This window comes from Fibrobacter succinogenes, assembly GCF_902779965.1.
Classification (GTDB): domain Bacteria; phylum Fibrobacterota; class Fibrobacteria; order Fibrobacterales; family Fibrobacteraceae; genus Fibrobacter; species Fibrobacter succinogenes_F.
The window spans coordinates 54,512-67,410 of sequence record NZ_CACZDK010000026.1; the positions used below are offsets into that span (position 1 = coordinate 54,512).

Genomic DNA, 12,899 nt, shown 5'->3' on the forward strand with positions numbered 1-12,899 from the left:
AAACGAGAGTCGCGGGCGACTGGTTGACGCTTACAGCGTCAGTTCTTCGGCTCACAAATAGAAAACATAATGTTTTCTGCTTGCTTCGCCTTGTAGACTATGCAGGCGCACATGACCGAGTGAAGCCGCTGACGCCGTAGGCGTCCACTCCGAGCTGGGACCCCTCCAGCATAAATTTTTAAAAATCTTTTTTATACAAAAAGAGAAAGGGCTCTAAAAGAGCCCTTTCCTAAGAAGGAGAAAATATTGAGCGGTTTCCAGAACCTTGAACCTATCAGGAGGGGAGCAATGATAAAGTCGTTTCAGGATTTACCTTTCTAACCATTCTCAACGCTCTAAATATACCAATTTGATAAGGGCTCGGTTCTTTCCTTTTTCTTATTTCTTCACTCAATAAAATTTACCTTTTCAACTTCCATGCTCAATGTTAATTTTTTTTATCCTAACATTGGAACAACCGAAGTTAGTACAAAGTAATTCTATTCTTCTCTGAAGACGATTTTGCACTTCGGAACAAAGCGGAAACCACCACGACGGTGACGTTCAATTTCGAAGTACTTCTTTACGCCTTCGCTCGGATGATCCGGATCGTCGGAGCCATTGATATGGGCTATGACGCGGTTCAACCTGCTCTCGAAGTTCGGGCGAAGCGGGTCCATGCAAATAGCCGGATCGCGCTTGAACTCGCGGTTCTCGTATTCTTCACGGCCAGTCACCGTGTATTCACGGAGAAGGTTGCGGAGGATACGTGCCGGAACGTTACGCATAAGGTGTTTGCTGTTCACAGAAATCGAGTCATCACTCTTATAATAAACTATCGTAACAGAATCGTTCATGGCATCGAGCAACTGTTCATGAGCCTTCTGGATCGGAGCCCATGCAGCAAATTCCTGCTTCACCACAGAGCTCATGAGCTTGAGGAACGGTTCAGAAGCATTCACATTTGCCTTGAAGTTGAATTCAAGAATATAAGCCGGGGCACCGTAGAAACAATCCTTTTCGATAAGGAGCGCACCGGTCTTCGGGTCGCGGATGTCCACCAGAGAGCGGACGCAACCAATGCTCTTTTCGACTTCATTCTTCCATTCAAGGTTGTGTTCCTTGATGCAATCGTTAAACGTTGCATGGCGGCCCACCAATTCACCCTTGATATAGACCCCACCGTCATCCTTCATTTCAGCGGGAACTCTGTTTTCAAGAGCTTCGATAAACGACGTCTGTGTGGCTAGGTAGCTAATGTTTTCATATGCCGGAGTGTTCAAGAGAAGAGGTCCGATGTTGATCATGCTGCGAATCCAACGCATGGGGTTCGCGGCAAGCACACCCGGAGTCTCGAACTGGAAGGTGAAGTCCACCCTGCGATTTCCGTCAATAATTTCGTTACGAAGAATGTTGGATTTCGTAAGGAAAGGATAACGTTTTGGAATGATTTCAAGGCAGAGTTCACGGGCATCTTCAGCCGAGTAGAACGAAGAGACAAACGGCAAGTAAGAGCGGAGCACGCTACGAGCAGGAACTGCTTCAAATGCGGCACAACGCTTTACGATACGATCGATAAAATCATCTGGATTTTCGCCGCGTTCGTACAACCATGCGACGATGTTGTCCATTATGAATCGGTAAGCGCTTTCATCTACGTAAGAATCTTCGAAGTACAAATCATTTAGAAGTTTCACGTTGAATCGCGAATCTCGTTTGACCAAGGTCAAAATGTCCTTGACCGGGTAAGACATCAGTAATTCAATGTGTGCTAGCTGAAGGAATAGATTTGAAACCATTTCACTCACCTCACTTGTTCATAAAAATTCATTAGCTATATTTATAATATAGCAATCAATTATTAAATAACTACGAAAAAGCTACATATAAAAGCGAAAAATGGCTGAAATTCACCTTTTATCCGATGAAATCATCAATAAAATTGCTGCTGGCGAGGTCATAGAACGTCCAGCATCGGCTGTCAAAGAGCTTATTGAGAACGCAATCGACGCCGGAGCAACCCGAATTCAAGTCCAAATCGAACAAGGTGGAAAGAAAAAAATCCAGGTCACTGACAATGGAAAAGGCATGGGAAATGCCGATCTGGAACTTTGTTTTTTGCGCCATACTACATCCAAACTAACAAGCGCAGATGACTTATTCCACCTCCAGACAAACGGTTTCCGTGGTGAAGCTGTCGCCTCTATCGCCGCAGTTTCTAAGCTGACAATTACAAGCGCCACGCAAGATGGCGAAAGCGGCCGCATTGTCGTCAAGGGCGGAGAAGTCATCGAAAAAGAAGATATCCAGGCAAGCCGCGGCACGACATTCCTCGTCGAAGACCTTTTTTATAACACGCCCGTGCGTCGCACATTCCTCGGTAGCGAAACATCGGAATGTTCTCGTATATTAGATATAGTCATCAAGACCGCCATTTCGCATCCGGAAATCCGCTTTGACTATAAAGTCGGCGATAGAACCGTTTTCACAGGCGTTCCAGGCGAGCTCCGCAGCCGCATTGCCGAAGCCATCGGCTCCAAAGTCGCCAAAGGCTTATTGCCCGTCGATTACACCGAAGCGGGCGTCCATGTTTCGGGCTACATTTCCCCGACAACAGAGACAAACGGTAAACGCAATCACCAATTTTTATTCATGCGAAACCGCCCCATCGAAAACAAGATGGTAAGCAAGGCGGTCTCGCAAGCTTACGAGCCGTACGGAGCGCAGTGCAAGCCCGTTACCGTGTTGTTCCTCGACATGCCCGACATGGAATTCGATATTAACGTACACCCGGCCAAACGCGAAGTCCGATTCGCAAACGGCAACTTGGTATTCCTCGTCGTGACGCATGCTATCCGCGATACATTCACCAAAGATTTAGAAGCGAACTCGCCATTCATCGACTTGAGCGATGAATTTATGGGAAAACCGACGCAGTCCACGTCAACACAGCAGGCGCCATTCGCACAGTCTAGTTTTGCGCAGCCATCAACGCAGCCTTCCTTTGCGCAATCGTCAAACGCAGAAAACGATTTGTCTTGGGAATCGCAACCGAGCGCCGCGGCACATACCTCCGCGCCATCCTCGTTTACACAACCAAGCTTTGCTCAGCCGAACTTCGCTAGCACAGTGCCTACAAGCAAGCCTTACTCACAACCGCCCAAAGCGACAAGTTCTCTTTCGGATAAAAAATCCAAGTACAACGTGAGCGACGACGTTCAGGACTTGTTTTCGCTCCCCGAGTACGGCAAGATTATTTCGCTGGAACCGGACCTCACGAAGCCCACGCCACCGCGCGAAACGCCTTGGGCGCCGCCATCATTCTTCCAAATTGCAAACACATACATTGCAGGAGAAGATTCCAACGGCCTCTTGATTATCGACCAGCACGCCGCCCACACGCGAGTGCTCTTTGAACAAGCGATGGAATCGCTCCAGAACAATATTTCTCAAGATAGCCAAGAGCTCTTGTTTCCGGAACTGATCGATCTCTCTAAGCAAGAAAAAGAAATTTTCCGAAACGTCGATGAACAACTCCGCAAGCTGGGATTTTTCGTCGAACCGTTTGGCGGCGACACGTACCAAATCCGCTCCATTCCGAGTGCGCTCCCGCTTTCGCGTGCGGCAAAAGCAGTTCACGACTTCTTGAACGATGTCGATGAAAACGATACCAAGAACGACATGGTCAAATTCCAAGAAGCCATTGCAAAATCTTGGGCCAAGACAAACGCTTACCAAGCCGGCGACAAACTCAAGCCCGAAGAAATTACAGCGCTTGTAAGTCAGTTGATGATTACGCAGGACCCGCTCAAGTCACCCTTCGGAAGTCCCACGCTCATGCGTTTAACGCTTGACGAACTGAGCAAGAAATTCAGACACTAGTTCACTAGAGGTCTTGCCGACATCTAGAATTTTACGGAGACGGAAAGCTATTTCGTCAACGGTTCCGATATCTTGCTGGAACAAGGCATCGACAATAGCTGTAGCCATTCGATCGTTCATCTTATGGCGAATAATAAATTCCGGTGTCACGCCACAGCCAAAGATGGCATTCGGTAACGACAGATATTCGGACTTGACCAACAGCTTTCCCATTGCATAAGTCAAAAAGTCCGGTACAACGCATGCCGCAAACGGAATCGCGGCACAAGCCATTTCAAGCGTACTTGTACCAAACGAGGTAATCGCCGCCGCATATGCCGAATAGAAATTCATGCGGTCACTCAAACGTTTGGGCGCAACCACAACCTTTAACCAACTCGGTAAACGCCCATTATAAAGTTTTTCAAGAGCGACCAAAAGCGGAACTTCCAAATGTTCACGCGATGCAACAACCGCGACATCTGGAAGCGGGCCAAAATTGTATTCTGCGCATATATTGCGGTATTTTTCGGCAACCTTGACAAAAGACGGCAGATTGCGCAAAGCGCTTGTACGGCGGCTTCCCGGCAAAAGTAACATATCGGACTTGGGCTCGACACGATCAAACGCCCAGCCCGTTATAGGGTGCTTGAGTCGAATCGTATCGCAGCCCATTCGCTTGTACGCATAAGCTTCGATGTCAAAGAACACGGCCAAACGAATATTGCTAGCCTGCTTGAACAAACTCGCCCGCTTGGATTTCCAGGCCCACACTTGCGGAGGCGCCACGTAAAGCATGGGTTTGCCCCACTTTTTGGCAAGGGCCGCAAGCCGCATATTAAAACCCGGATAATCAATAGCTATTATACCCAGGCACTTTTTCGATTCCGCCGCATCGCTCAAAACTTCAAAAACATTCTTTAACGAGAAATATTTGGGGACTACATCGCCGACGCCCGACACCGGGAGTTCGTTGTAATCCCACAAGGGATGAAGCCCTTTCTCCTGCATCAACGGGCCACCAAGACCAATGACCTTGAAGCCAAGATTGACCGCCGTCGAGACCATCTCGGCGCCAATCATGTCACCGGAATCCTCTCCTGCGCAGAAGAGGATGTAAGGAGAGTTTTCTTCGTTAACGTTTTGCACGATTCGATACCCAAACCTTCAGTGCGCCCAAATCGGTTCTGAGCCACTGCAACAAATCCTGAGTATATACAACTTTATATTTTTTTAAGAGAACGACATGTTCAAAACCAGATTCTGTCTCCAAATGGAACACAAATTCGCACCCACGGGAGTATTCGTCGGCCAAATTGGCCTTCATTTCGACCTCAAGCTTATCCAAAAACTCGTCCGTTAGCATTCCCGAGTATAGCGAAACATGAATATGGCTCACCATATCGCAACGGACTCTGTCTAGCTGGATGACTTCTTCGACGATAATTTGATAGCCATCGCGGTCGCGTTGCTGCTCCAAAACGCCCTTCACAAGAACGCGGTCATCAATCGAAACGGAATCGCGCAAACGCTCCCACACATCCTTCTTGAAGAACATTTCAACTTCGCCATGGAAGTCCTGGATAGCGCCAGAGCCAATCGTATCACCGCGCTTTGTTTCGATGGAGCGCATGCGAATAACGACACCACCCACAACGACCGTATCGCCCACATAGCGAGTTATTTCATCTTCCGAAAGCGAGCAGCTCGTAAATCCCTGCAATTCCGGGCGGAACTCGTCCAGCGGATGCCCAGAAAGGAACAAGCCTAGCACGCTGCGTTCCTTGTTGAGCATTTCCATCGCCGTCCATTCTTCGGCTTCTTCCAAGACTTCAGCAGTATTCGGCATGGCAGCAGGGCCACCCAAGTCAAACAAGGAGACCTGGCCCTTCACCTTGTCTTCTTGACTGCGCATCGCAACTTCGAGAGCGCGGTCCACCGTTGCGCATTGCACGGCACGGCTTCCCGGCAGGTCGTCCAAAGCGCCAGCCATGATCAAGCATTCCAAAACCTTTTTATTGAGCGGCGGACGCTTTTCCGGTTGCGCGGCCTGGTATTCCGTCACGCGTTTGCAGAAATCAAAGATGTCTTTGTAGATGCCACGGCGTTCACGTTCCGCGACCACATCTTCGACAACAGCAATACCCACGTTGCGGATGCCCGCAAGGCCGTAAAGAATTTGACCTTTGGTATTGGCAGAGAATACACCCAACGACGTGTTGATGTTCGGCGACAAGACTTCAATGCCCAAGCGCTTGCATTCCAAAATGATGGTCACCGTATCTTCGGTCTTGCCCATCTTAGAGGTCATGGATGCGGCCATGTATTCCGGACCGTAATGCGTCTTGAGGTACGCCGTCTGGTAAGCAACGTAAGCGTAAGCAGCAGCGTGGCTCTTGTTAAATGCGTATCCGCAGAACGGGAGCACAGCGTCCCAGACTTTCTGGATCATCGCCTTGTCGTAGCCCTTGTCCAAGCACTTCTGGAAGAACTCCGGTTCGAGCTTTGCCATCTTTTCCGGCATCTTCTTTGCCATGATACGGCGGATGTTGTCAGCACCACCCAGCGAATAACCACCCAGAATCTGGGCCAGTTTCATCACCTGTTCCTGATAAACGATAACGCCGTACGTTTCGCCAAGCACCTGCTCCAAGTCCGGATGGTAGCAGTCGATTTCTTCCTTACCGTTTTTACGCGCAATAAAGTGCGGAATCTGGTCAATCGGCCCCGGTCGGTACAGGGCATTCATAGCGATAAGGTCAAAGATTCGCGTCGGCTTCAGTTCGCGCAGGTACTTCTGCATACCCGGAGATTCGAACTGGAACACCGTTGTGGTAAGACCCTTGCCCAAAAGATCGAACGTTGCCTTGTCATCAATCGGGATCTTATTCATCACCAGCTTGATGTTGCGGTTCTGTTCGACCATCTTCACCGTATCTTGAATGATGGACAAGTTGATAAGCCCAAGGAAGTCCATCTTCAAAAGCCCGATGTCTTCGGCGTAGTGCTTATCGTACATCACCACCGGAGTATCTTCGGGCGCGGCACGATACAAAGGCGCAAGGTTGTAAATCGGAGTCGGCGTAATCACCACGCCGCAAGCATGCACGCCCGTCTGGCGCGGCAAATCTTCAAGTCTTTTAGCAACGTCCCAAAGGTTCTGGTAGCTTGCGCGGCTGCCAATCATCGCCTGCAACGGTTCCGGGCTGTAACCATCTTCCAGGTTATTGCCCTTCTTGTCTTTACCCGTCCAGGCCTGCTTTAAGCTAAAGTTCAACGTGCGCTGCGGGAAGAGCTTCGTAATGGCCTTCGCTTCGGCAGGCGGAATCCCGAGCACGCGGGCCACGTCCGTAATCACCGCCTTCGACTTGAGCATGCCGTAGGTAATAATCTGGCCCACGCACTCCTTGCCGTACTTATCCGTCACGTACTGGATCACGCGGCCGCGGTCACGGTCTGCAAAGTCCGTATCGATATCCGGCATGGACACACGTTCCGGGTTCAGGAATCGTTCAAAAAGGAGATCGAATGTAAGCGGGTCAATGTCGGTAATACCGATGATGTAAGTGACCAGGGAACCAGCGGCAGAACCACGCCCCGGACCCACGGGAATACCGTGTTCACGAGACCAGTTGATGAAGTCCCAAACAATGAGCAAGTAGCCTGCGACGTTCATGTTGCGGATACAGTTCAGTTCCTTGTACATGCGCTTGCCCACATCTGTTTCGTGAGCCGGGAACTTAAAATCTTCGTCGGGGAATCGCCACTTGAGGCGTTCATTGCAAAGGTGTGTGATATAGATATCGGCATCGCCACCCGGTTTGCACCAGCGATGCACATTTTTCTTCAAAGCCTTCTGGTCATCTTCATCAAAAAATTCCGGCTGCGACAAACGATCGATTTCGGCATTGTCTTCGTCGGTCAGCGCATCTTCGGCAACGCCTTTTTCGGCACAGTAATTTGCCTTGACCTTCTTTTTGCGGTCCTTGATAACGCCCTTGAGTTCGCGTTCACGCACAACCGGATATTCTGCATCGTATTCCGCCTTCATGATGGATTTGATGCTCTGGTATTCATCCGAAGCAAGGAACTCATCAGGAATCTTGAAACGCGGCCAGAACTCGTCACCGATACCGGTTTTCACAGTAAAGTTACAGCGTTCGGCTATCTTGACCGTATTTTCGATGGCGCCCGGAATATGCCCGAACAATTCCACCATTTCTTTCTCGGTGCGGAAATAGAATTTTTCCGTCGGGAAACGTTTGTCCTCAAAACCGTTGAGCGTCACCTTGAGCGAAATACAGCGCAAGATCTTGTGAGCCGTAGCGTCTTCAGGCTTGATATAATGGACATCGCCTACCGCCACCACTTCTCGCCCATACTTCTTTGCCAGTTCTACGTTAAATTCATTGACGCGCTTTTGCTGCGGAATCCCGTTGTCGCAAACAGAAATGTACAGATGGTCGTGATCAAAAATCTGATTCAGGCGGTCCATGTATTCAAGCGCCAAGGAATCGCGCCCTGCAGCCACATTCTGCCCATAGCGGCTAAAGAAGTCACCTGCAATCGCAATAACGCCTTCCTTGAACTGTTCAATCGTATCGAGCGGAACAGACGGAATTTCAGCCCAGCGGTCCCCATCTTCGTAACGGTAACTCACGATGCGGAGCAGGTTGTAATAGCCTTTTTCGTTTTCGACAAGGAGCGTCAAACGTTCAAAAGTCGTTGGATCTTTCTGGCTTGCGCTCGGCGTATCCACGTAAATGTGGCAACCGTAAACGGTTTTGACCGGCGGGAGACCCTGTTCCTTACGCTTTTTGTTCAAATCTTTTCCGCGTGTCTGGATTTCCAAAATCCCAAACATGGCACCATGGTCCGTCAACGCAACGGCAGGTGCATTTTCTGCTGCGGCAGCCGCCAAAATATCATCAAGTCGGGCCGAAGCCTGCAAAATCGAAAATTCGGAATGAGTCTGTAAATGAACGAACGCCATGCTAGCAATTTAGTAAATAGCTATGGGCGCGCTTCGCTTTGGGCTATGGGCACGCTTCGCTCTGGGGCACTTTGAGCTTTTCTAATTACAACAACCTCATACCCCATACCTGAAAGAGAGCCGTAGGCGACCGTGCCCATCACCAACATCTAATGTTCTACTTCTCTTGCAAGGGATATGCAGCAAGGAGTTCGCGAACCTTTCCCGTCACGTTCCCATACTTGCGTTCGTACTGTTTTCGAACAGCCCATTCCTTCGGAAACGCAAGCATCGCCTGCAACCAAGACGCAGCAAGAGCCTTGCAAATTGCGACTTTCGAAAGTTTTTTCCCATCGCCAGATTGCCCAGGAACGCCTCCCTTCGCCATATTCAAATAGCGCACAAAACCGCGAACCGGAAGTTTTAAAATTTCAACAAAAGGCAAGAGCCGAATTGCCGAGCGCAAACGATTACGTTCTGAATAAAATAATTTCAACGGAGAATAGCGCACCGTTGTCATCGAGCGTTCATGATAAACTCTAGCCTCTGGGCAAAAGACGGTTTTGAACCCAGCCAAATTATGACGGAAATACCATTCCGTTTCTTCAAAGAACAAGAAGAAACTCGCATCCATTTGGCCCACCGCCTGCGCCGCCGCCTTGCGGAAACTCATCACGGCGCCATAGCATCCAAAGACTTCTTTTTCGCGGATATCGGCATCAGAAGCATCAAGGCCGCTACCTTCATTCTTTGCAAAAAGGTCTGCGCCAAGCAACACGCCCACCGCATTCACGTAGCCGCTTTTTTCCATCACAAGGCTTGCCACAGAACCGCATTCCGGGTGGCGCTCAAAGCACTTGAGCAAGTTTTCCGCCCAAGCAGGATCAAATTCCAAATCCATGTTGCAAAGCACCTGAATCTCGGAATCCATCTGCGCAAGGAGTCCATTGCAGGCGCCCGCATAACCCAAATTTTCAGCACACTCAATAATCTTGCAATCAAACCCCTGATTTCTTAGAATCTGGATAGAATCATCCGTCGAAGCGTTATCAAAAACAAAAACCCGAACCGGATTAGACTGAGCCTTCAAGCTCTTGACACATTCCGTAAGTTCCGATCCACCATTATAATTGATAATTCCAACGTCTACTACCATAAATTATCCAAAAAAAGAAGGGCCCCCGAAAAATCGAGGAGACCCTATAAATATACATTATACCAAGGGAAAAAAACTACTATTCGAAGTAACGTATATAATCGATTTCACCGACAAAGAAACGATCGTGAATAGCCTGGTTCATGGCATCATAACCGATACCGATGTTATAGCCCAACTGAGACACATCGCCCTTAGCAGCGGCCTTTACCGTCAATTCGCCATTCTGGAACACCTTGATAGAATCGGCACTGCGTTCTACGCGAATCGTGGTCCATTCATCAAGAGCAAGCTTTTGGCCGTAGAGAGAATTCCATGTAGAGCCATCGGTATTTTCGTCACGGAAATAAGCATCAAGAACACCATTATCGAGGCGGATAATCCAGCCATCGCCACGGCATCCAGGAGGTTCTGCCACGATGATGTTCTGCATTCCGCCAAACTTTGTCGGCTTTACGCGAGCTTCAACAGCAAAGGTATTGCGAGCGAACGTCGGAGAAAGAGCCACCTGCAAGCCAGATTCGCCATCGAGAATCACAGTAGAATCAGCAATCTTCGGAGCACCCACCAAATTGCGGGTAGAATTGTTTGCCATTCTATCAAGTCCCACATAGGTCGGTTCGTTGAATTCCCAAGCAGCGAGCGGCTTCACTTCGACCGGAGCAACACCATCAGCAGTGGAAAAACCTTCAAACTTGCCAAAGCGCACGTAGTCCATTTCGCCAATGAAGTAGCGGTTGTGGAAAGCCTGATTCATAGCATCATAGCCAAGGCCCCAATCATAGCGCATCTGGGTCAAATCGCCTGTATAAGCTACAGAAACCGTAAGTTCGCCATCTTGGAAAACCTTGAGGGAATCATTGCTGCGTTCAACGCGAACCGTGCTCCATTCACCGAGAGTCATTTTCTTGCCCGGGAAAATGTTCCAGTTGTCGCCGTCCTTCTGAGAATCGCGGAGATGAACCGTCAAAACACCTTCATCAATGCGGAGCTGCCAGCCATCAACGCCTCTTCCAGGAGGTTCTGCCACGATGATATTCTGCATGGTGCCAAACTGAGCCGGCTTTACGCGGGCTTCGACCACAAATTCGTTGATGTTGATATTATTTGCAAGAGCCACAGAGAATCCAGACTTGCCGTTGAAAGCTGCGATACCGTCAATAGCGACAACCGCACCTTCACCAATCTTTGCCGTGTGACCATTTCCTGTGAAATCGCGACCGATATTTTCGGCATCATTGAATTCCCAAGCGGCAATCCAGTCGCCTTCGACTTCGGAAACAGGCTTTTCGACAACCTCAGCCGTATCGACAACTTCTTCAACGGGCTTCTCTTCGACAGGTTTTTCTTCAACCGGTTTCTGTTCTTCCGGCTTCTGTTCTTCAACATCCTTCTTTACAGTGTCGGCCTTCGTCGTATCTACAGGAACAACTTCAACCGGAGCGCTTTCAAGATTTTCGCCAAAGCGGATGTAGTCAATTTCACCATCAAAGTAACGTTCATGAATAGCCTGGTTCATAGCATCATAGCCAAGGCCCCAGTTATAAGTCAAGTCGCTTACATCGCCGTTAAACTTAACAACTTTTATCAAAGTATCATTGATAAAGAAGCTGATTTCGTCACCAAGGCGTTCAACACGAGCAACCGTCCATTCATTCATCGGAACAGGGGCGATTTCGAATTCAGACCAACCCGTACCATTGGCTTCATCACGAATATTGAAATACAGCTTGCCGTAGCCAAGGCGGAAGATCCAGCCATCACCATAACGTCCAGGAGGTTCAGAAACCAAGATGTTATTGAAGCGAGAAGAGCTAGCCGGTTTAAAGCGGGATTCGATCACGAAATCGTTAATCTTGAAATCCGGAGTCAAGGGAACGCTAAAGCCTGATTTGCCATCGAATTTGGCAACGCCACCGGCAGCAGGAACAGAGCCTTCGCCAATAACAGCAGTATGGCCGTTTCCAGAGAAATCGCGACCGACATTTTCGGCATCCTTGAATTCCCAAGCGGCAATCCAAGGACGGTCACCGAGCGTTGAATCTTCAGTCACTTCTTCGCTGCCAGAAGATTCAGCAGGAACTACATAAATATTAAAGGTATGTTCAATGCGGATGACTGCAATACGGCCATCGCTATTGGTGCGATCAGATTCTGTACGGTCATAACCGAAAGTAATGTCACCCTGGATATTTCCCAAATGCACATTATGCTGATAGGCGCCAGCAATTTCGCCATTCACAATAAGGACACTCAAAGAGTCCACATGTTCCAAACGGATATCGTTCCATTCCCCTAAACGAAAATCCTTATCGGCCTTGAGGACAGTCCACTCATCGTCCTTCTTTTCGCGCCATTTAAAAATGACTTCGCCATTGTCGACCTGCAACAGCCAAGCAGATCCCGTTCCACCGATACCAGCAGATGCAACGGTATATGCATCGGACGAATCGACTGCAACATCGGCCTCAATGGCGAAGTTTCCTCCTTCTCGGAAAGCGGCTGCTACAGAACCAGGGACGGTATCCGGGGCAACTGCCGTGGTATCCATTTCCCATTCATTCACAACAGAGTGCGAATATTGGGAAAGTTTAACTCTCGCTGCATTATAGTTCGTATTTGAAGCTACGGCCCCGCCAATCACGTTGACATTACCATCAATGCCATTTGCGACAGGGGATGGTGTTGACGAGTCCGAGCACCCAGCAAACACTCCTAACGAAGCTATAGCTGCAGCGGAAGCTAAATTTTTTAATTTCATATTTCCTCCATTCTTAGTACCAAAGAAATTAATTTTTTGTTTATACCAAAACAAGACCTTTTCTTCAAAAAAGTTAATATTTTCGTGTCAGAAATTGGCATTTTGTATCATGAGGATACACCATGTATCATGCGGATACAGAATGTATCATGGGAATACGAAAAAAACAT

6 protein-coding genes are annotated in these 12,899 nt (G+C 48.7%); 1 reads left to right on the top strand and 5 read right to left on the bottom strand.

All coding sequences use genetic code 11. The features are described 5' to 3' along the window. Nucleotides 1–479: 479 nt before the first annotated feature. Nucleotides 480–1,778, bottom strand: coding sequence for a hypothetical protein (locus HUF13_RS12125; protein WP_173475379.1), 1,299 nt, complete (start codon nucleotides 1,776–1,778; stop codon nucleotides 480–482). 100 nt (nucleotides 1,779–1,878) lie between these two features. On the opposite strand from HUF13_RS12125, the gene mutL reads away from it, so the two are divergent. Further along, nucleotides 1,879–3,861 (top strand): DNA mismatch repair endonuclease MutL, encoded by a 1,983-nt coding sequence (gene mutL / locus HUF13_RS12130; protein ID WP_173475380.1) that lies wholly within the window; start codon nucleotides 1,879–1,881, stop codon nucleotides 3,859–3,861. On the opposite strand, the gene HUF13_RS12135 is transcribed toward mutL, so the two are convergent. From HUF13_RS12135 to HUF13_RS12150, 4 genes are all read right to left on the bottom strand, one after another. Next, on the bottom strand, nucleotides 3,823–4,989 hold the full coding sequence (locus HUF13_RS12135; protein ID WP_173475381.1) for a lipid-A-disaccharide synthase: 1,167 nt from the start codon (nucleotides 4,987–4,989) through the stop codon (nucleotides 3,823–3,825). The genes mutL and HUF13_RS12135 overlap by 39 nt on opposite strands. Continuing rightward, the gene (dnaE, locus tag HUF13_RS12140; RefSeq protein WP_173475382.1) at nucleotides 4,976–8,833 is read right to left on the bottom strand and encodes a DNA polymerase III subunit alpha; all 3,858 of its coding nucleotides are present in this window, start codon (nucleotides 8,831–8,833) and stop codon (nucleotides 4,976–4,978) included. The genes HUF13_RS12135 and dnaE overlap by 14 nt, the downstream gene beginning before the upstream one ends. Before the next feature lie 157 nt (nucleotides 8,834–8,990). Beyond that, the gene (locus tag HUF13_RS12145; RefSeq protein ID WP_173475383.1) at nucleotides 8,991–9,968 is read right to left on the bottom strand and encodes a glycosyltransferase family 2 protein; all 978 of its coding nucleotides are present in this window, start codon (nucleotides 9,966–9,968) and stop codon (nucleotides 8,991–8,993) included. 79 nt (nucleotides 9,969–10,047) lie between these two features. Next, nucleotides 10,048–12,729, bottom strand: coding sequence for a LamG-like jellyroll fold domain-containing protein (locus HUF13_RS12150; protein ID WP_173475384.1), 2,682 nt, complete (start codon nucleotides 12,727–12,729; stop codon nucleotides 10,048–10,050). Nucleotides 12,730–12,899: the final 170 nt, after the last annotated feature.

What these genes read in the sequence shown, in the direction of transcription:
- HUF13_RS12125 (WP_173475379.1), bottom strand. Translation starts at nt 1,778, where the DNA reads ATGGTTTCAAATCTATTCCTTCAGCTAGCACACATTGAATTACTGATG.
- mutL (WP_173475380.1), top strand. Translation starts at nt 1,879, where the DNA reads ATGGCTGAAATTCACCTTTTATCCGATGAAATCATCAATAAAATTGCT.
- dnaE (WP_173475382.1), bottom strand. Translation starts at nt 8,833, where the DNA reads ATGGCGTTCGTTCATTTACAGACTCATTCCGAATTTTCGATTTTGCAG.
- HUF13_RS12145 (WP_173475383.1), bottom strand. Translation starts at nt 9,968, where the DNA reads ATGGTAGTAGACGTTGGAATTATCAATTATAATGGTGGATCGGAACTT.
- HUF13_RS12150 (WP_173475384.1), bottom strand. Translation starts at nt 12,729, where the DNA reads ATGAAATTAAAAAATTTAGCTTCCGCTGCAGCTATAGCTTCGTTAGGA.